This is a genomic window from Flavobacterium denitrificans DSM 15936 (assembly GCF_000425445.1).
In the GTDB taxonomy this organism is placed as follows: domain Bacteria; phylum Bacteroidota; class Bacteroidia; order Flavobacteriales; family Flavobacteriaceae; genus Flavobacterium; species Flavobacterium denitrificans.
This window is the reverse complement of record NZ_AUDL01000004.1, coordinates 395,944-414,836: the sequence shown is the minus strand read 5'-3', so window position 1 is coordinate 414,836 and position 18,893 is coordinate 395,944. Positions and strand designations below refer to the sequence as shown.

Sequence of the window (18,893 nt, the reverse complement as noted above, 5' to 3'; positions counted from 1 at the left end):
TCAAACTGATCTTTGCATAGTTTAGACATGATTGTGATTATCAAGTATCATTAATTTTAATTGTAAAAAAATGAAAAAGAAATTAGATTCATATAGACAAATCAAGAAATCAGCTTTAGTGTTTTTATTGATGATAATGTGTTTTTCAGGATATTCTCAACTTAAGGGCGGGCACATTCTTGGGTCTTCTGGACTGCAGTCCGGAACGCAGTCTCCAGAAAACATGCTCACAGTATATGTGCCTGGATATTTTTATGGGGCAGGTTCTTTAAGAAATGCCGATGGAGATAAATCCATTGCAAATCCAGATATTAATATGTTTTTAACTGGTGTAGGCGCAAATTATGTGAGTGATTTTAAAATTCTTGGTGCAAATTATGGTGCAACTATTTTGGTTGCTTTTGCTTCAAACACGATTCAGGGGAGTTATGTAGATTCAAAAAGTTCTTTTGCTTTTACAGACATGCTTGTACAGCCCATTCAATTAGGCTGGCATCATAAAAGGGCAGACTTTGTTTTTAGTTATCAATTGTATCTTCCTACGGGAGAATATGAGTTGGGAGGAAGCAACAACAGCGGATTAGGAATGTTCATGAACGAATTTTCAGGAGGAACTACTTTGTTTTTTAATGACAAAAAAACAACTCATTTCTCGATTTTGGCCGCTTATGAAATTAACGGAAAAAAGAAAGATACTAATATAAAAACAGGAGACATTTTAAGTATTGAAGGAGGTTTGGGTAAAACTTTTTATACAATGAATGCTGACAAAACTGCCCCAACTGGAATTTTGAATGCAGGATTAATTTATTATCTACAGTATAAAGTATCAAATGATGAAATACCAGCTGGGACACTGCTTTTGGAACCACACAAAGACAGAGTTGGAGCTTTAGGCGCTGAGATGAATTATTTTCATATTGGGTGCAAAACGACAGCAGGACTGCGCTGGGTTTCAGAGATTGGAGCTGTGAACAGATTTCAGGGGAATACCTTTTTTGTAACACTTGCGCATGTATTTAGTTTTCAAAAAGAACAATCGAAATAATCAATTTTTATTTACAGGTAAAACATATTTGCAATGAAAAAAAAGGCTCTTTTTGATCGAATAAGTATTTGGAAAATGAGATTAATTATCGCTGTATTTCTCCTGTCCTATACCGAAATGTTTTCACAGACAATAGCAGCAACGACATCACAAACACCCAAAAATATGCGCTTCAAAGATTCTCTTGATGGCGCTGTCGATTTAAGTAATTTTCTTATTTATGCAAACGGTTTTCTGGTAGTTCCTGCCATTATATCTGAACCCGCTTTAGGAGGTTTTGGAGGTGCTTTGGCACCAATATTTCTTAAAAAACGCGCGCCAGTAATTGATGAAGATGGCAAAAAACGCTTTATAAATCCAGATATAACTGGAGGATTCGGAATGTATACTGCAAATAAAAGCTGGATGGCAGGGGCATTTCGTTCTGCAACTTTAGCAAAACCAAAAATATTATATCGTGTCGCAGCAGCTTATGGTGATATAAATTTGTCTTTTTATGCTAATAATTTCCCTTCGGGAAATGATCAGGAATTTAAACTGAATTTCAGATCGACCGTTTTTTATACACAATGGTTAAAGCAATTTAAAAATGAAAAATGGAGCGCAGGACCGCAATATTTGTTTTTAAATTCTAAAATAAATCTGCCAGATTTTAATCTTCCGCCTCCGTTTGTTAAGCCCGGTGATATTAAAAGTACGGTAAGTCAGTTAGGAGCAGCGATTCAATTTGACGGGCGCGATAATATATTTACACCAGATAAAGGAATCCGACTTCAGTCAGATTTCTTTTGGTCGGACAAAGGAATAGGAAGTGATTATAATTCCTGGCGCATTAATTTGTCTGCAATAGGATATTACCCAATCACTGATAAATTAATTGGCGGGCTCAGGATTGAGGGTGAGCAGGCGTTGGGGAGTCCGCCTTTTTATCTTAAACCAGGAGTTAATTTAAGAGGTATTCCGGCAGCTAGATATATGGGAAATACTAGTATTGTAAACGAACTTGAGTTTCGCTGGGATTTGTATCGACGATGGAGCTTAATGGGATTTGGTGGTCTTGCAAGTGCATTTGATGATTGGGATAAAGCATTTGCCAAACCAGTTGTTTACAGCTACGGAACAGGTTTCAGGTATTTAATAGCTCGAAAATTTAAACTTCGAATGGGAATTGATGTGGCAAAAGGAAATGAAGATTGGGCGTATTATGTTGTTTTTGGAAGTAATTGGATGAGGTAGTTTTCAGTCTCAGTTTTCAGTCTCAGTTTTGATCTGAGTTGGAACTTTGTCAAAGTTTCAAAACTTTGACAAAGTTGAATAGTTGCTTATTGTATAACTTTTATTGTTTCCAATAAGGTTTGATAATTTTCTTTTGTTTAGCGTTTAATACTAAAAGAATAACAGTTGCAATCAAACAAATTATTATAGCTTGAATACTGCCTTCAGGACCAAATTCACCACCTGTAATAAAGGTTGGACCTTGTATTTTTAGCTTCTAGCAAACTATTTGTTTTTTCGTTGCCAGAGGTAATAGCACCAAAAATTCCGGATTGAGTAAAATTCCATGCAAAATGTAACGCGATTGGCACCTATAAATTACGGCTGTAAATAAAAATAGCACCAAATAAAAATCCCGCCGTCGTAATGCATATGCTGGAAAGAATCGTGCTGTGTGCATTCCCGAGATGTAAAATTCCAAACAACAACGATGAAATGGTAAGCGCAATATAGCTTCCCAGCTTTTCTTCAATGATTCTAAAGATAATGCCACGAACCAATACTTCTTCAATAATAGCAACGGTAAACATTAGAGCAAACGGAATCAGAATAAATGAAACAGGATTTACTGATAAGACGCTATAATTTCCAGTAAGGTAAATTATCAAAATAGTCAGCGATTGCATAACAAAACCTAGTAAGGTGCCGATGGCAAGATTTTGAACAAGACCTTTTGACGAAAATTCAGTGATCTGTCTTTTCTCAAAATTTTTAAAGAAAAGAATATAGCTCAAGATACAGGCAGAAGAAACAAAAAATCCTTTTAGAAGATTTCTGACGTTTTTGTCGAACGGCGTCAAAGAAAGTAATTTTGAGGCAATCTGTTGGCCAATCACGACAACTATTATAAAAATAAGTAAGGCAAGAAGCATTTTAGTTGCCGAAGAATTGAATATTTTTTGTTTTGCAGTAAGGGTTTCCATTTTAAATTTGGTTTAAGTATTAATTTGAAACAAATGTAAATCGCCTTATTACCAAAAAATAGAATGAAATTTGCCTCCCTATAATTTTTGAAATTGTTTGGGCAAAAATCCAGTTTGATTTTTAAAAGTTCGGATAAAATGACTCTGATCAGCAAAACCGCAATACAGACTAATTTCAGTTAAATTGCTCTCTGCGGACTGAATCAATGAAAGCGAACGATTTATTTTGATGCGACGCATGTATTCGCCTAAAGTACAGCCAAAATATTTCGGAAAATGTTTTGAAATCGTAATCGGATTTAGATTTAAAACTTGGGCAAGATCTTTGAAATTTGGATTTTCATTCCAACAATCATTCAACAATTCGTTCAGGCTTTTAACCCAAAACGGACTTTTTTCATAATGTTAAATATGATTATTGGTTTGGGATAATTGCGAAAACAACATTGTTACATTGTCATTTGTAAAAATATCTGCAGACTGAGATTCTTTAAAAATCTTCAGAATCAGAAATTTGGCCATCGCACTATTTTGTACCGATTTTTCAATTATCGCTTCATTAATCTGAAGTTCTTTTAAAAGATTTTCTTCAATTTCAATATTAATATTTCGAGAAGGAAAAAGCGTATTTTGATTCAAATGCAATTCATCACTATGATAAAACAATAAAGAACCAGGGCCTAATGTTTGGCTGGAATTTTTTCTTTTTTCAGTAGTACCACCTTTCAAGAAAAGAGTAATATGTGCATTATTGTGTGAATGCCAGCCTTCAAAAACCTTTTTTTGATATTCAGTTTCAACAACTGCAATTCCCTGTTGGGTATTGAAGATGTTTTTAGTAGTACCTAAATAAGTTTCTTTTTCGAGTTCGTACATTTCGTAAAGTGGCGTTTATGAGAACTAAAATACGACTTATTTGATTATAAAAATTTAAATATCGATAATTTCCATAGAATTCATTGTTGCATTATTTGTAGGGTTTTAATGAATAATAAAAACATTGTATAAAAATTAACGCAAAAACAATAGTTTTTTTACTTGATATTTAATTGTTTTGTAACAAAAATAAAATTAGGCTACTAATAAGTATCTATTTAAATCTTTTGATTATGTATAAAAATACAATGAAATCAGTTTTTGCAGCATCTGCTTTTTTAGTGAGTATGGGTGGCTGTTTTGCACAAGACGTTTTGGTAAACTCATTAAAGTTGAATGCAAGTGATAAAAGTAAAGAGAACTTTAAATTCACTGAAGTAGTTAACTTAGGAACAACATCTGTAAAAGCTCAAGGATCTTCGGGAACTTGTTGGAGTTATTCGACAAACTCATTCTTGGAATCAGAGATGATTCGTTTAGGAAAGCAGCCGGTAGAATTGTCTCAAATTTATTCTGCAAGAAATGTTTATGTTGAAAAAGGAATAAATTACGTTCGCATGCATGGTGCGATTACTTTAGGCGATGGAGGAGCTTTGCATGATGTAATCAATATGTATAAAAAATATGGAACTGTTCCAAGAGAAGTCTACACAGGTTTAAACTATGGAACAGATAAAAATAAATTTGCTGAAATGGCTGCTCTTATCGAAGGAGTTCTTGCAGCAGTTGTTAAAAACCCAAATGGAGAATTGACTCCAAACTGGCAAAAAGCATACGCAGCAGTTATTGATTCTTATCTAGGAAAAGTGCCGGATAATTTCACTTACAAAGGAAAAAACTACACGCCACAATCATTTGCTAAAGAAATGGTTGGAATTAATCCAGACGAGTATATTGAAATGTCTTCATTTACAACATCTCCTTATTACCAAAAAACAACTATGATGGTACCTGATAACTGGTCACTAGATCAAGTTTACAATGTAAAAGTTAATGACATGACAGATGTTATTGACAATGCTTTGAAAAAAGGATATACCGTAGCTTGGGCAACAGATGTAAGCGAGAAAAGCTTTAGTTGGAAAAATGGTGTAGCGTATGTTCCAACAAAAAAATACGATGACATGACAGCTGAAGAAAAAGCTGATATGTTCAACGGACCAAAAGCTGAGCCAGAAATTACACCAGAAATGCGTCAAGCGGCGTTTGACAATTACACAACAACAGACGACCACGGAATGCATATTATTGGTTTGGCAAAAGATCAAACTGGAAAAGAATATTATATCGTAAAAAATTCTTGGGGAGAAACAAACGACTACAAAGGTTTCTTGTTTGTGACCAAAAATTTCGTGAAATATAAAACTACTGCATTACTAGTAAATAAAGGCGGAATTCCTGCTGAGATTGCTAAGAAATTAGGAGTTTAATTTTATTCTGATTTTAAAAATATAAAAAGCGCTGCAAGTAATTGCGGCGCTTTTTTTGTGTGGTTATTGAAGTTTAAAATGTTAAAAAGCAGTACTTAAACGTCTTTTAAGGTCGTTTGTGGGTTAAATAAATAAAAAAAAAGGAACTATAACTACCTTTATATGAGATTTTACATTTTGCAGCAACTTAATCAAAATTATCATGAAAAATTATGCAGAAATTTTTGTGGCAATTGTGTGTGTTGTTCCCTTTAGCTGTTTTGCTCAGAAAACAGTTTCAAAAGCCCCTGTTATTGCATCGGCTGGAAGTACACATTTACAATCAGACAAGAAATCAGATAATGATCTTGTTATAGAAGCTTACTACGTTGAAGAAACAATCAATATGACTTTTGGGAGAAGAGTTACAAAATATGAAGTTTCAAAACTAGACATGGTTAACACATATGATCTTGGTCCCAATAATACTAGAACTGTAACTCCAATTTACAGAAAACCGAAATTGAAACAAACTGAAGTACCTCTAATGGCAAAAGTAGTCATTGATATTCCTGATGAAAAGGTAGAGCCGGTGAAAGTAGCTGTAGCACGCCCGTCTGAAGCGCCAAAATATATTGATATTGATATTTCAAAAACATATACAAAAGTGGTAGATAAAGGCTATAAAAACAGCGATATGCTCAAAAAAGTAGCCGACAAATCCTATTTTGAAGATGACATGGAATCAGCGGCGAAATATTATGCTGAATTGATTGAAGTAACCAAAAATTTAGACCCAATCTATTATTATCGTTATGCTGAATCGTTAAAAGCAATCAATCAGCCTGAAAAAGCAAACGAGATGATGGTTTTGTTTGAAAGTAAAAACTTAAACAATAAAGTAGCTAAGCAATAGAAAGAGATGCATGAAGAAATAACTTTACATTATAAGCAAAAAAAAGACGATCAATTTGATCGTCTTTTTTTTAAGCTCCCCCTCTTGTCCCGATAGCTATCGGGAGAACCAACCCCGATAGCTATCGGGGCTCTGATTAACAGTCAGCTTTATATTTCGTAAGAAGTTTTTCGGATAATTCAGGATATCGAGCTAGATTCTCAATATATATTTTACTCTTCATGCTTTTAATGTGTTTTTCTATGGAAAGTGCTTGGGGTTTGTTTGTGCATATTAAGCTGAAAAATAAAGTCCAATCATTTGCATTGGCAGTAAACTTATTGGAAAGGGCATTTTTATGAAATTCCAATCTTAAATCAAAATTAGAGGTATAGCCGATATAATATCGATTTAGTTTTTTAGAGTGCAGAATATATACGATATGATTAGTCATGATATCTAAAAAAAAATACCACTTACAATTTGTAAGTGGTATTTAATAAGCTCCCCCTCTTGGGCTCGAACCAAGGACCCTCTGATTAACAGTCAGATGCTCTAACCAACTGAGCTAAGGAGGAATCACCTTAAAGGTAAATATGTTTGCTAAAAAAAGTTGCTCCCCCTCTTGGGCTCGAACCAAGGACCCTCTGATTAACAGTCAGATGCTCTAACCAACTGAGCTAAGGAGGAAAGTGTTGCTCTTTTTAGCGAGTGCAAATATAATCGAATTTTTAGTTTCTCAAAAATATTTTAACTCTTTTTATTCATTTTTTTTTCTACTTCATAATTGCCTTGTAAATATCGTTTCCGTTTGCAAACAAAAGTAACGCTATAAGTAGTACGAAGCCAACCATTTGGGCGTTTTCAAGGAATTTATCGCTTGGTTTTTTGCCACTGATAATTTCGTATAATAAAAACATCACATGACCACCATCAAGAGCCGGAATTGGCAATAAATTCATTACACCAAGCATAATTGACAATAAAGCAGTGATCGACCAGAAAGCTTCCCAGCTCCAAGAATCTGGAAAAACATTAAAAATAGCCGCAAAACCACCCACCTCTTTATAAGCTTCCGTTTTAGGATTGAATATTTTTTTCAACTGAGTTCCGTAATCGATAAGTCCATTTACACCCATATTGATTCCAATTGGGATTGATTCAAAGAAACCAAATTTTTGACGGTTTACTTTATATATATTCAATTTTTCAATATTAGAATAAGGTATTCTAGTTGCATAAGCCACTCCAGATTTGGACTTATTATTAAATTTTAAAGTAGTCTGAATGATTTTATCACCTCTTTTAATTGTAATTGGAACTATTTTTCCTTCATGATTTTTAAATCTTGCAACAGCTTCATCGGCATAATTTAAAGGAGCGCCATCAAAATGCGTAATAATATCAGCTGTTTTTAAATCTTTATTGTTTGGAGAATCTTTTTCGAATCCTGCAACAATAAATGGAATTCTCATTTCAACTAAAGAATGTTTTACTCCAGAGTTGCTGATTTTATTAATGATATTGATAGGAAACTTAATTGTTTTTTCTTCGTTGTTTCTTTCAATGGTAACTTCATTTGCCATATACAAATTTTTGGAGATATCGTCATATCGATCCATTTTTTTACCATTAACGGCAATAATTTTATCTCCAGTTTGAACACCTGCTTTTTCAATCGCAGGATTAGTTACCCAAACACCATCTTTCAAATCAGCATTTGCTATGTAATTATCGCCATATACAAAAGCCATTCCTATATATATAATAAAAGCCAAGATAAAGTTTACCGTAACACCGCCAAGCATAATAATTAAACGTTGCCAAGCTGGTTTAGAACGAAATTCCCACGGCTGAGGTGGTAAAGCCATTTGTTCTTTGTCCATACTTTCGTCGATCATTCCAGAAATCTTCACATAACCTCCCAACGGAAGCCATCCAATTCCGTATTCTGTTTCACCGATTTTCTTTTTTAATAGAGAATATTTAACATCAAAAAATAAGTAAAATTTTTCGACTCTTGTTTTAAACAATTTTGCAGGGATAAAATGCCCTAATTCGTGAAGAATAATAAGTAAAGATAAACTCAATAGAAATTGAGAGAGTTTGATAACTATATCCATTTTATAATTTTAGTTCGTATTTAACGCACAAAAGTAACGTTTTAAAATTTAATTTAAGCCCGCAATATAATACTTAAGGTTTTAAATGTTTGTTAATAATTAAGCTTAGTTTTTTTTAAAGTAAAAGTGCCATGTATCTCGTGCTTGCTTTATTAGTAACTTATTAGTTTGTAACGTTACAAATGTCTTATTCTGATATTTTAAAAACCTATTTTCTCCTGTTTTTAAAGCCTTCCATTTTAATTTCACGATTCCACAAAAAACATGACAATTATTAATTATTAAAAAAAAAATCAAAACCATCGAATTATTTAAATGATTTATTAATTTTTAAACTTCATGTCATGAACTTTATTAAACAAATTGAAAGAATTAAAAGGATTCACAAATTAATTTGTGGAGAAAAAACGGGTGCACCAATTGCTTTTGCTCGAAAACTTCATTTAAGCAGAAGCCAGCTTTATAATGAGTTAGAGGCAATAAAAGAATTGAATGCTCCTATTAAATATTGTAAAAAACGTGAAACCTTTTACTACGAAACTCCATTTGAATTAGTATTGAATTTTTCGCTTAAAACAATTAAAGATGATGAATCTAAAGAAATTTTTGGAGGCTCTAATTTCCGTCCAATTTTATTAGACGGAACTCTGATAAGTTTGCTATAACAAAATACTTCTCGAGAAAAATGATTTTGTTAAAACTTATTTATTAACATTTTAAATTTTAGAATTATGGAATTAGAATTAGTGAATTTCGAAGATTTTGGCTTAGTCGAGCTAAATACTCAGGAAATACAGGAAATTGAAGGAGGAATTATTCCTTTAATAATTGCTGTTTTCTTATGCTGGGGCACACAGGCTGCATATTAATTAATATAAATTTTAGAGCGAATTAATAAACAATAATTCGCTCTATTTTTAATAAAATATGATACAAGTAATTCAAAAATTAGTTCTAATTCGTCTTCGAAAATTTTTACCACCTAAAGACGAATGGGCAATTGTCATTTTTCTTTGTGGTTGTTTATTGTATCTTTTTTGTTTAAATGAAAAATTTCAAGTTTTACGAAACTATGCTCTTCTATTTTCTTTAGACATTTTTTTCTATCATATTACAAGGAAAGATATTGAATTGTTAAAGCTAAATAGAAAATGGAGATTAATATTATTTTGGGAATACTTTGTTTACGGCCTACTTTATTTGGTTTTGTTTATTATAAATAGAGAATATTTACTTGCTTTAATATATCTTGTTTTAATAACAGTTTATATCTATATTGTCCCTCAGTTTTATGGTAAAGTAATTAAATATCCGTTTAGCTTGTTTGATCCATTTTGGCACATTTGCTGGAGGAGAAACAAATTAATTTTCTTTCTTCCAATAACTATTTTTTTGGTTATTGTTGGAGATTTATATAATAATGAAAATCTTATTATAGCATCTCTTTTCGCAGCTTCGATTTTTGGAATTATACCTTCTTTTCAAAGGGAAGCTTTCGAGAATATAACGATGAGTTATTATATCGGAAAGGATTATTTAAACCAACAATTTAAAACATCAATTAAAAATTCTCTATTAGTAGCAATACCGTTAATTATTGCTTTATGCTTATTTAAGAAATGGGAACTGTTATGTTTTTCTCCTATAATTTTTTTGATTCCATTACTTAATATCGTATTCAAATATTCATTTTTTAAGAATCAATTATTACATCAACTTATGCTTGCGATTTTTGTGAGTATGCTTCCATTAGGTATATCTCTTATTGCTATTCCATTTCTGTATTTAAAATCTGTCAAAACTATTAAAGTCATTCAGTATGTTTCAAATTAACATAATAAACAAATCTTACAAAGACAAAACGGCTTTGGAAGACATTTCGATTTCGATACCTCAAAATGGAATTTATGGCGTTATAGGAAAAAATGGTGCTGGTAAGACAACGTTATTTCGTTGCATAATGGGTTTAACTTCTTTTAAAGGTTCTATTATTCACAAGACAGAATCTTCTCTTCATGGCAAAATTGCATGGTGCCCTACTGAGCCAGTGATTTACGATGAATTAACAGCCAAAGAATTTGTCGTTTTTTACCAAGAATTATTACACATTCAAAATAACGTTTTTCAAATATTTGATGTTCCTCAAAATAAATTTATAAAGGAGTTTTCTACTGGAATGAAAAAGAAAGCTTACATGAATGCTATTTTTCAGAAAACATATACCATCTATATTTTTGACGAACCCTTTAACGGATTAGATCTGGAATCTAATTATGTATTGATGAACTATATCAGACAATTATCAAAAACTAGCATCATCTTTATATCTTCTCATATTCTAGAAGTCCTATACAAAGATTGCGATCGTATTTTTTTGATACAAAATGCTAAAGTAACCGAATTTGAAAAATTTCAATATGGCGAAATTGAAGAGAAACTTTTCTCAAATAACGTGCAGTAATTCAAAAAAACAATGAATTTCAGTTCAGACCCTATAAGCAACCTTGAAAATCTTATTGCAAAAAACAAAACGAAGAGCTTTTCAATTTACTTTATTATTCTTTTAGCAATCCTTATTTTTTTAGGATTACTACCAATTATTAAAATCGATATTAGTAGTCAAAGCCGTGGCATAATTCGTAGTAAAACAGATAATGTTCCTGTTGCAACAATTGTGAGCGGAAGAGTGAATTGGATAGCTATAAAGAATAATACTTTTGTAAAAAAGGGCGACACACTTTTAAAAATCTCCAAAGAAAATCTTGAAAGTGATAAAAGAACTCAGGATATATTATCAAGTTCTGCTTCTTCATTGTTAAAAGATATTTCAAATCTGTTACAAAATCAAACTACACATTTGCTCACTTCTACAGCACGTGAAGATTTATTCAAATTTCAATCTGGAAAAAACGAACTGCAAAGTAAAATTTCGCAAGCACAAATAAATTACGATCGCAATAAAATTCTTTATGATAAAGATATTATTGCAAAAGCAGATTTTGAAAAACTGGAATACGAACTACGTTTAACTAAACAAGCGTTGCAAAGTTTTATAAGCCAGCAAAAATCAACTTGGGAAAACCAGAAAAGAGATTTAGAAGAGCGTTTGAAAAACTTGAATGGAACAGTTGCCAAAATAAAGGTTGAATCTAATAATTATGTTGTTATAGCGCCTATTTCAGGCACAATAGAGAATTATTCAGGAATTCAAGAAGGCTCTTTTGTAAATGCGTCACAATCAATAGCAACTATTTCTTCAGCTGATCATCTTATTGTTGAAAGTAATGTTTCTCCAAATGATATTGGTTTGATAAAGAAGAATCAAAAAGTAAAATTTCAGCTAGATGCTTTTAATTACAATCAATGGGGTTTTTTAGAAGGAAAAGTAATTGATATTGACCGCAATATTACGATGCAGGGCGATCAGGCTTTTTTTAAAGTGCGCTGTTCTTTGGATTCTAAAACATTGCATTTAAAATCAGGTTACAAAACCGATGTTTCAAAAGGAATGACTTTAACTACAAGATATATTATTACCCGCAGAAGTTTATTCGATTTGTTATTCGACAAAATGGATGATTGGTTAAACCCAAAACAAAATAGCAGATAAAAATAAATGGCATCAATAAAAATAAAACAACATGATATTAAAGATTGTGGCGCTGCTTGTCTGGCTTCTATCGGAAATCATTTTAAAGTTAATCTTCCTATAGCGAGAATACGCCAATACGCTAATACAGATAAACGTGGTACAAATGTGCTAGGGATTATTGAAGCAGCTGAGAAAATGGGTTTTACAGCAAAAGGTGTAAAAGGAGGATTAGATTCTTTAGATAAAATTCCGCTTCCTGCTATTGCTCATATCGTTACCAAAGAGCAACTTCATCATTATGTAGTAATCTACAAAGTTGAAAAATCTAAAATCACGGTTATGGATCCTGGTTTTGGAAAAATGCAAACTTATACTTTTGAAGAATTTCAAAAGGTATGGTCGGGCGTATTGATTCTTTTTGCTCCAAATGATGATTTTAAAACTCTAAATGAGAAAACGTCGCCCATAAAAAGATTTTGGAATTTAATTCAGCCACACAAAACTATTTTAGTTCAGGCTTTAGTTGGGGCAATATTATTTACAGTTTTGGGACTGGCCATGTCAATTTATATCCAAAAAATAACTGATTACGTTTTGGTTGATGGAAATAGAAATCTGCTCAATTTATTGAGTGTTTCTATGATTGCAGTTATTTTGCTCCAAGCCTATCTTGGTTCAAAAAAAAGCATTTTTGTAATGAAAACAGGACAGTTAATCGATGCCAGATTAATCTTGGGTTACTATAAACATCTGCTTCATCTGCCTCAGCGTTTTTTTGATACAATGCAAATAGGCGAGATTACATCTCGAATTAATGATGCTGTAAAAATTCGTTCTTTTATAAATGAAGTGGCAATCGAAATGATTGTTAATGTTTTTATTGTCGTTTTTTCATTTGTTTTAATGTTTACTTATTATTGGAAACTGGCTTTGGTTATTATTTTAGTTATTCCTTTTTACGCCTCTATTTATTTTCTTCTCAATAAATTTAACAAAAAGGTTGAGCGGAATATCATGGAGAATGCTGCCGAACTGCAAACTCAATTAGTAGAAAGTATTACGCATGTGAGAACTGTCAAGGAGTTTGGAATTGAAGAATTCTCAAATTTAAAAACAGAAAATAAATTTGTAAAACTTTTATTTACAACTTATAAATCAGGTTTAAATGGCATTTTTGCCACAACTTCAACACAGTTTCTAGCTTCAGTTTTTACAGTTGTTTTAATGTGGATTGGTTCAGGTTATGTAATCGATAGAGCTATTACTCCTGGAGAATTATTTTCATTTTATGCATTAATAGGGTATTTTACTTCGCCAGTTGCGTCGTTGATAAATATGAATAAAACAGCACAAAATGCATTAATTGCTGCTGACAGGCTATTTGAAATAATGGACTTGGAAAGAGAGGAAACAGAAAATAAAGTAGAATTGCAAAAAGAAAATGTAGGAGATATAAAATTCGAGAATGTTTCTTTTCGTTACGGTTCTAGATTAGAAGTTTTTAAAAACTTTAATGCAGTATTCAAAAGAAATAAAATGACTGCTATAGTTGGAGAAAGCGGAAGTGGGAAAACGACTTTAATTTCTTTACTTCAAAATTTGTATCCAATAAAAGAAGGGAAAATTTTAATTGGTGAATATGATACGAAATTCATTCATTACAAAAGTTTACGTCAAATAGTTGGAGTTATTCCACAACAGCTTAATTTATTTTCAGGAAACATTATCGAAAATATTGCTTTAGGAGATTCGTTTCCAAATATTCAAAGAATTTTGGATTTGTCAAAACAGTTAGGCATTACAGAGTTTGCAGAAAAACTGCCAAATGGTTTTGAAACGCAAATTGGAGAAAACGGAACAATGCTTTCTGGAGGACAAAAACAACGAATTGCTATTGCAAGAGCTTTATATAAAGATCCTGAAATTTTATTGATGGACGAAGCGACTTCATCATTGGATACCCACTCAGAAAAAATTGTAAAAGAAGTAATAGATAATTTTAAATCACAGGGAAAAACGATTATAGTTATTGCGCATCGTTTAAGTACAATTGCAAATGCTGATACAATCCTGGTAATGAAAGAGGGAAATATTGTCGAATCTGGAAATCATTCAGATTTATTGGAACAAAAATCAGAATATCATAATCTTTGGAACAAACAGAATTTACTTTAAAAATTATTAATGAAGAAAAATAAATGCGTTTAACTTCCGTCCAATTTTATTAGACGGAACTATGATAAGTTTGCTCTAATGAAAGCGTTCTCAAGAAAATGATTTTATTAGAAATTAATTAACCATTTAAATTTTAAAGTTATGAATTTAGAAGAATTGAATTTAGTTGAGTTAAAAGCTCATGAAATGGAAGAAATTGAAGGAGGATTTTTGTTAGAACTTCTTGCGGGAATTCTTGTTGGAGCAATTGCTTATTTACTTACAACTTAAAAAAAGTGCTATGATAGACTTGGATAAAATTGGTGTTGTAGAAATGTCAAAAGAACAACAAAAAGAAGTCTCAGGAGGTTTCATGTGGGGATTATTCTTTTTAGTGGCTTTGGGAACAAGAATCCTTTTGGATATGTTAGATTAATTTTATGAATTTCTAAAAACAGTATTATATACGATCTAATTTTTAGGTATTCAAATTTTAGAAAAAACTATTCAACATTTAAATAAGATTTTAGAAATAATGTTTATGCAAAACAGTTTTTTAATTTAAATGGTGAATAGTTTTAATTTTTTCGTTAGAATATTATGAAATATACTCTTAGTGTTGTGTTTTTTTTAGTAACAATTGTAAATAACGCTCAATCCAAATACTATAATTATAACCTCTACGATGGAAAGGATTATCTTTTTACAATGTCCCAAAGTAACGATTTAATGTTGAATTCGATTCGATATATCGGTCAAGAAATTAATAGCTCCTCAATTACTAAAAAAGAAGAAAAAATATATTCAACTAGTTTGTTGATATTTACATCCTTAATTGGACAGGCAATTACTCATGAAGCGGGTCATCAGTCAGTACTCTCTGAACTTGGAATTGGAAGTGTGAATAAACCTTTTTTAGATAAAAATTTTGTTGCCAAAGTAACAGGTGTGAGCAATGAAACTTTGATTAATTTACGAGATAATAATTTGCCAAACTACATAAGACTTCATACAGCAGGATTAGAGTCAGATTACGCATACTCCAGGAAATCTGATATGTATTTTAATTTTAATGAAGAGAGTTATAAGGTTCTTTATCCCGATTATTTGATGAGAAAATTAGGAACTCAATTATATTATTTTACTACCCTTTATAATTCAACAACAAGAATTAAGGAAGAAGACAGTAAAGAACTTGATAGAGATGTTGTTGGAAATGATATATATGGAATGATTCGTCATTTGCATAGGCCTTCAATGGAGTTTTATCGTTATACAGAAAGAAAGGACTTAACCGATGAAGAAAAATCATATGCAAAGAGAATAGGGTATTATTCATTAATCAATTTTTTGAATCCAAATGTTTGGAAGTTGGGAAATTATAAATTGTCAAAAGATGTAGTTGGGAATTTTTCAGTTAATTATTCTTTAGCCCCATTTGGATATTTTACAGAGCAAAATGCGTACTTACAAATAAAGGATAGATACAAATTGAATCCCTATTTTCGCCAATATTTTAATAAAAGCTACGCATTTTTTGCAGGAGGTATTGCTTTGCATAATTATACTTTTCATGATGAAAAATTTATATTGAATTCCACTTTGGATTTTTGGGAACAACCTAAAGATTTAGCATTTAGGGCAAAAGAAAATGAATTTGGAATTGGCCTGAAATCTGAATTTGCAATTAGATTTTCAAAAAGAAGTAATTCTACAAAACCATCTGCTTATTTTAATTTCGGAATGTCGTATAAAACAGATGGATTTATTCCTGAAGCGCCTTCGCTTTCAGAAGATTTTCAAATTCATATGGGAATTATTCTATCTCTAAAAAAATAGAATTTTAGAAAATTATTTAGATATTTGAAAATATAAAAGAACTTCAAATAAAGGAAGCAGAAAATAAGATTAATCTAAATGTTTGTTAATTAATAAACATTTAGATTTCTCCTTTTATAAGGATGCCGTAACTTTACTTTTTATAAGGCTGCTGTCTTCAATAGGTAGTCTAAAACCATTAAAAGTTACAAATATGGCTTCACAATTATTTTCTCCTTTAACAATAAAAAACACCATTTTAAAAAACAGAATTGTCATTTCGCCAATGTGTCAATATTCAGCCGAGGACGGATTTGCAAACAACTGGCATCTCGTTCATTTAGGAAGCCGTGCAAGCGGTGGAGCAGGATTGATTATTCAGGAAGCCACTGCAGTTTCTCCTGAAGCAAGAATTTCTCCAGATGATCTCGGAATTTGGAAAGATGAACATATCGCAAAACTCAAAGAAATCAACGAATTTATTGTTTCGCAAAATTCCATTCCCGGAATTCAATTGGCGCATGCGGGACGAAAAGCGAGTGTTTCTTCTCCTTGGCTTGGCAATAAAAAATTAGATTTCGCTCAAGGCGGATGGCAGACCGTTTCTGCAAGTGCGATTCCGTATCACGATGACGAACCGTTTCTTCCTGAAGCTTTAGATAAAAACGGAATTCAAAAAGTAATTTCTGATTTTAAATCGGCAACAAAAAGAGCTGTTGAAGCAGGATATCAGGTTTTAGAAATTCATGCCGCGCACGGTTATTTGTTGCATCAATTCTTATCACCTTTAACCAATGTGAGAACCGATGAATATGGAGGAAGTTTCGAAAATAGAATCCGTTTTACATTAGAAATTGTAGAAGCTGTTCAAACCGAATGGCCTTCAGATTTGCCTTTAATTGTTAGAATTTCGGCAACAGATTGGGCAGAAAGCGGATGGAATCCTGAAGAATCGGTACAGCTTGCTAAAATAGTAAAAGAAAAAGGAGTAGATTTAATCGATGTTTCGTCTGGCGGATTGGTTTCGCATCAAAAAATTGAAATTGGCCCCGGTTATCAAGTTCCTTTTGCAGAAAAAGTAAAAAAAGAAGCTACTATTTTGACTGGAGCTGTAGGTTTAATTACGGATGCAAAACAAGCAGAAGAAATTTTAGAAAAAGGTCAAGCCGACTTAATTTTGTTCGCTAGAGAATCATTAAGAAATCCGAATTTGCCTTTAGATTTTGCCAAAGATTTAAACGACGATATTCATTGGCCAAAACAATACGAAAGAGCTAAACTATAAATTTTATTAGCTACAGATTTTACAGATTAAACGGATTTTTTGTTTGCCACGAATTACACAAATTTTCACGAATTTATTTAAATTTTTGAGCACAACGATTTGTGTAAATTTGTGTAATTCGTGGCAAAAAATAGAAAAAAGAAATCCTATTAATCAGTGTAATCTGTGGCAGAAAAATAAACATAACAACATGCAAAAATTAAAAACAGCACTATTATCATACGGAATGTCAGGAAAAGTTTTTCACGCTCCGTTTTTAGATATTCATCCCGGTTTTGAATTATTAGGATCTTGGGAAAGATCTAAAAAATTAATTCAGGAAGATTATCCATACGTTAAAAGTTATTCTTCAATTGATGATTTATTGGCAGATGATGTCGATTTGGTAATCGTAAACACGCCAGTTGGAACACATTATGAATATGCTAAAAAAGTACTTTTGGCAGGAAAACATGCTGTTGTAGAAAAAGCTTTCACAACAACTGTGGCAGAAGCGGAAGAGTTGACACTAATTGCAAAAGAAAAAGGATTGAAATTAGCCGTTTTTCAAAACAGAAGATGGGACAGCGATTTTAAAACGATTCAGAAAATAATTCACGATGGTGTTTTAGGCGAATTGATTGAAGCAGAATTTCATTTTGACCGCTACAATCCTGTTTTAAGTCCGAAAGCGCATAAAGAAACTGCAAATGACGGCGCTGGAATTTTGAAAGATTTGGGTCCGCATTTAATTGATCAGGCAATTTGTTTATTTGGTTCGCCAAAATCAGTTTTTGCTGATATTCGCTACACGCGAGAAAATTCGTTAGTTGACGATTATATTGACTTATTGCTAATTTATGAAGTTTTTAGAGTACGTTTAAAAGCTGGATTTTTTGTTAGAGAAGCCAATCCAGCGTTTACGATTCACGGCAGAAAAGGTTCTTTCTTAAAACCGAGAGGCGATGTTCAAGAAGACGAATTGAAAATCGGGAAAAAACCAAACTTAGAATCGTGGGGAACAGAACCGGAAGAACTTCAAGGCCTTCTTCATACTGAAATTGACGGAAAAGTAATTCGCGAAAAAGTACCGACATTGCAAGGCAATTATTTCTCCTTTTTTGACGGCGTTTACAATTCAATTATAAACGATACGACAGAACCAGTTACAGGCCAAGACGGAGTAAAAGTGATGCAAATTATTGAAGCTGCAATCGCAAGTAATGCGCAGCGCACAGTAATTAATTTGTAATAATTATTGGCTCACGGATTGCACGGATTGAAACTGGTTTTCGCTGGTTTTGTTTTTTTAATCTTTGGTAAAATGGATAAAGAATAATCGTAGAGACGCACTGCTGTGCGTCTTTTTTTATGCGGAGAATTAAAAAAACATCGGCGTAAATCTGTTTAATCAGTCTAATCCGTGGGCCAAAAACACAGCAATTTATAAACAATAACGTTGTAAATAAAGGAACAATTTGAACCTTGAAAGAAATAGACAGCTTTTTTGTACTTT

Annotated in this window: 20 protein-coding genes and 2 tRNA genes; 15 read left to right on the top strand and 7 right to left on the bottom strand. The window is 32.1% G+C overall.

All coding sequences use genetic code 11. From position 1 onward, the window contains the following. The first annotated feature begins 70 nt into the window (after positions 1-70). A complete protein-coding gene (locus tag H600_RS0101855; RefSeq protein ID WP_026727184.1) occupies positions 71-1,048 on the top strand; it encodes a SphA family protein in 978 nt (325 codons plus the stop codon). A gap of 33 nt (positions 1,049-1,081) precedes the next feature. After that, positions 1,082-2,284, top strand: coding sequence for a BamA/TamA family outer membrane protein (locus H600_RS0101850; protein WP_245176528.1), 1,203 nt, complete (start codon positions 1,082-1,084; stop codon positions 2,282-2,284). Between the two features lie 350 nt (positions 2,285-2,634). Here the strand turns inward: H600_RS0101850 and H600_RS21765 are convergent, their stop codons facing one another. The 3 genes from H600_RS21765 to H600_RS0101835 all read right to left on the bottom strand — a co-directional run bounded on the left by H600_RS21765 (position 2,635) and on the right by H600_RS0101835 (position 4,122). Further along, positions 2,635-3,246 (bottom strand): CPBP family intramembrane glutamic endopeptidase, encoded by a 612-nt coding sequence (locus H600_RS21765; protein WP_051234345.1) that lies wholly within the window; start codon positions 3,244-3,246, stop codon positions 2,635-2,637. Between the two features lie 78 nt (positions 3,247-3,324). Further along, positions 3,325-3,609 carry a helix-turn-helix transcriptional regulator gene (locus tag H600_RS0101840; RefSeq protein WP_167330290.1) on the bottom strand — a complete coding sequence of 95 codons (285 nt, stop codon included), beginning with the start codon at positions 3,607-3,609 and terminating at the stop codon, positions 3,325-3,327. Positions 3,610-3,651: 42 nt separating this feature from the next. Continuing rightward, a complete protein-coding gene (locus tag H600_RS0101835) occupies positions 3,652-4,122 on the bottom strand; it encodes an AraC family ligand binding domain-containing protein (protein ID WP_026727181.1) in 471 nt (156 codons plus the stop codon). A gap of 233 nt (positions 4,123-4,355) precedes the next feature. On the opposite strand from H600_RS0101835, the gene H600_RS0101830 reads away from it, so the two are divergent. Then, positions 4,356-5,552, top strand: coding sequence for a C1 family peptidase (locus H600_RS0101830; protein WP_026727180.1), 1,197 nt, complete (start codon positions 4,356-4,358; stop codon positions 5,550-5,552). A 202-nt stretch (positions 5,553-5,754) separates the two neighbouring features. Next, positions 5,755-6,447, top strand: a complete 693-nt coding sequence (locus H600_RS0101825) for a hypothetical protein (RefSeq protein WP_026727179.1) — start codon at positions 5,755-5,757, stop codon at positions 6,445-6,447. Positions 6,448-6,583: 136 nt separating this feature from the next. Here H600_RS0101825 and H600_RS0101820 read toward each other — a convergent pair whose 3' ends face one another. The 4 genes from H600_RS0101820 to rseP form a co-directional block, all read right to left on the bottom strand. Next, positions 6,584-6,880, bottom strand: coding sequence for a GIY-YIG nuclease family protein (locus H600_RS0101820; protein WP_026727178.1), 297 nt, complete (start codon positions 6,878-6,880; stop codon positions 6,584-6,586). Positions 6,881-6,930: 50 nt separating this feature from the next. Beyond that, positions 6,931-7,004, bottom strand: a tRNA-Asn gene (locus H600_RS0101815). A 38-nt stretch (positions 7,005-7,042) separates the two neighbouring features. Then, positions 7,043-7,116, bottom strand: a tRNA-Asn gene (locus tag H600_RS0101810). An 86-nt stretch (positions 7,117-7,202) separates the two neighbouring features. Next, positions 7,203-8,549: an RIP metalloprotease RseP gene (gene rseP / locus H600_RS0101805; RefSeq protein ID WP_026727177.1), complete on the bottom strand. Its 1,347-nt coding sequence runs from the start codon at positions 8,547-8,549 to the stop codon at positions 7,203-7,205. Positions 8,550-8,893: 344 nt separating this feature from the next. On the opposite strand from rseP, the gene H600_RS0101795 reads away from it, so the two are divergent. The 11 genes from H600_RS0101795 to H600_RS0101745 all read left to right on the top strand — a co-directional run bounded on the left by H600_RS0101795 (position 8,894) and on the right by H600_RS0101745 (position 18,629). After that, on the top strand, positions 8,894-9,214 hold the full coding sequence (locus H600_RS0101795) for a hypothetical protein (protein WP_035108249.1): 321 nt from the start codon (positions 8,894-8,896) through the stop codon (positions 9,212-9,214). A 66-nt stretch (positions 9,215-9,280) separates the two neighbouring features. Then, positions 9,281-9,418, top strand: coding sequence for a class IIb bacteriocin, lactobin A/cerein 7B family (locus H600_RS22665; RefSeq protein ID WP_084157331.1), 138 nt, complete (start codon positions 9,281-9,283; stop codon positions 9,416-9,418). Between the two features lie 58 nt (positions 9,419-9,476). After that, positions 9,477-10,382 carry a hypothetical protein gene (locus tag H600_RS0101785; RefSeq protein ID WP_026727174.1) on the top strand — a complete coding sequence of 302 codons (906 nt, stop codon included), beginning with the start codon at positions 9,477-9,479 and terminating at the stop codon, positions 10,380-10,382. Beyond that, positions 10,369-11,010 carry an ATP-binding cassette domain-containing protein gene (locus H600_RS0101780; protein WP_026727173.1) on the top strand — a complete coding sequence of 214 codons (642 nt, stop codon included), beginning with the start codon at positions 10,369-10,371 and terminating at the stop codon, positions 11,008-11,010. The genes H600_RS0101785 and H600_RS0101780 overlap by 14 nt, the downstream gene beginning before the upstream one ends. Positions 11,011-11,022: 12 nt before the next feature. Next, positions 11,023-12,159: an HlyD family secretion protein gene (locus H600_RS0101775; protein ID WP_026727172.1), complete on the top strand. Its 1,137-nt coding sequence runs from the start codon at positions 11,023-11,025 to the stop codon at positions 12,157-12,159. 6 nt (positions 12,160-12,165) lie between these two features. After that, positions 12,166-14,316, top strand: coding sequence for a peptidase domain-containing ABC transporter (locus H600_RS0101770; protein ID WP_026727171.1), 2,151 nt, complete (start codon positions 12,166-12,168; stop codon positions 14,314-14,316). A 141-nt stretch (positions 14,317-14,457) separates the two neighbouring features. Continuing rightward, the gene (locus tag H600_RS22660; protein WP_084157330.1) at positions 14,458-14,586 is read left to right on the top strand and encodes a bacteriocin; all 129 of its coding nucleotides are present in this window, start codon (positions 14,458-14,460) and stop codon (positions 14,584-14,586) included. 10 nt (positions 14,587-14,596) lie between these two features. Continuing rightward, positions 14,597-14,731 carry a hypothetical protein gene (locus H600_RS23220; RefSeq protein ID WP_280648012.1) on the top strand — a complete coding sequence of 45 codons (135 nt, stop codon included), beginning with the start codon at positions 14,597-14,599 and terminating at the stop codon, positions 14,729-14,731. A 164-nt stretch (positions 14,732-14,895) separates the two neighbouring features. Continuing rightward, positions 14,896-16,134, top strand: coding sequence for a hypothetical protein (locus H600_RS0101755; protein WP_157509863.1), 1,239 nt, complete (start codon positions 14,896-14,898; stop codon positions 16,132-16,134). A 193-nt stretch (positions 16,135-16,327) separates the two neighbouring features. Then, the gene (locus tag H600_RS0101750; protein WP_026727169.1) at positions 16,328-17,398 is read left to right on the top strand and encodes an NADH:flavin oxidoreductase/NADH oxidase; all 1,071 of its coding nucleotides are present in this window, start codon (positions 16,328-16,330) and stop codon (positions 17,396-17,398) included. Positions 17,399-17,588: 190 nt separating this feature from the next. After that, entirely contained in the window at positions 17,589-18,629 is a 1,041-nt protein-coding gene (locus H600_RS0101745) for a Gfo/Idh/MocA family oxidoreductase (RefSeq protein ID WP_026727168.1), read from the top strand. Positions 18,630-18,893: the final 264 nt, after the last annotated feature.

What these genes read in the sequence shown, in the direction of transcription:
- H600_RS22660 (WP_084157330.1), top strand. Translation starts at nt 14,458, where the DNA reads ATGAATTTAGAAGAATTGAATTTAGTTGAGTTAAAAGCTCATGAAATG.
- H600_RS0101820 (WP_026727178.1), bottom strand. Translation starts at nt 6,880, where the DNA reads ATGACTAATCATATCGTATATATTCTGCACTCTAAAAAACTAAATCGA.
- H600_RS0101770 (WP_026727171.1), top strand. Translation starts at nt 12,166, where the DNA reads ATGGCATCAATAAAAATAAAACAACATGATATTAAAGATTGTGGCGCT.
- H600_RS0101775 (WP_026727172.1), top strand. Translation starts at nt 11,023, where the DNA reads ATGAATTTCAGTTCAGACCCTATAAGCAACCTTGAAAATCTTATTGCA.
- H600_RS0101755 (WP_157509863.1), top strand. Translation starts at nt 14,896, where the DNA reads ATGAAATATACTCTTAGTGTTGTGTTTTTTTTAGTAACAATTGTAAAT.
- H600_RS0101825 (WP_026727179.1), top strand. Translation starts at nt 5,755, where the DNA reads ATGAAAAATTATGCAGAAATTTTTGTGGCAATTGTGTGTGTTGTTCCC.
- H600_RS21765 (WP_051234345.1), bottom strand. Translation starts at nt 3,246, where the DNA reads ATGGAAACCCTTACTGCAAAACAAAAAATATTCAATTCTTCGGCAACT.
- H600_RS0101795 (WP_035108249.1), top strand. Translation starts at nt 8,894, where the DNA reads ATGAACTTTATTAAACAAATTGAAAGAATTAAAAGGATTCACAAATTA.
- H600_RS23220 (WP_280648012.1), top strand. Translation starts at nt 14,597, where the DNA reads ATGATAGACTTGGATAAAATTGGTGTTGTAGAAATGTCAAAAGAACAA.
- rseP (WP_026727177.1), bottom strand. Translation starts at nt 8,549, where the DNA reads ATGGATATAGTTATCAAACTCTCTCAATTTCTATTGAGTTTATCTTTA.
- H600_RS0101750 (WP_026727169.1), top strand. Translation starts at nt 16,328, where the DNA reads ATGGCTTCACAATTATTTTCTCCTTTAACAATAAAAAACACCATTTTA.
- H600_RS0101830 (WP_026727180.1), top strand. Translation starts at nt 4,356, where the DNA reads ATGTATAAAAATACAATGAAATCAGTTTTTGCAGCATCTGCTTTTTTA.
- H600_RS0101780 (WP_026727173.1), top strand. Translation starts at nt 10,369, where the DNA reads ATGTTTCAAATTAACATAATAAACAAATCTTACAAAGACAAAACGGCT.
- H600_RS0101855 (WP_026727184.1), top strand. Translation starts at nt 71, where the DNA reads ATGAAAAAGAAATTAGATTCATATAGACAAATCAAGAAATCAGCTTTA.
- H600_RS0101745 (WP_026727168.1), top strand. Translation starts at nt 17,589, where the DNA reads ATGCAAAAATTAAAAACAGCACTATTATCATACGGAATGTCAGGAAAA.
- H600_RS0101835 (WP_026727181.1), bottom strand. Translation starts at nt 4,122, where the DNA reads ATGTACGAACTCGAAAAAGAAACTTATTTAGGTACTACTAAAAACATC.
- H600_RS22665 (WP_084157331.1), top strand. Translation starts at nt 9,281, where the DNA reads ATGGAATTAGAATTAGTGAATTTCGAAGATTTTGGCTTAGTCGAGCTA.
- H600_RS0101850 (WP_245176528.1), top strand. Translation starts at nt 1,082, where the DNA reads ATGAAAAAAAAGGCTCTTTTTGATCGAATAAGTATTTGGAAAATGAGA.
- H600_RS0101785 (WP_026727174.1), top strand. Translation starts at nt 9,477, where the DNA reads ATGATACAAGTAATTCAAAAATTAGTTCTAATTCGTCTTCGAAAATTT.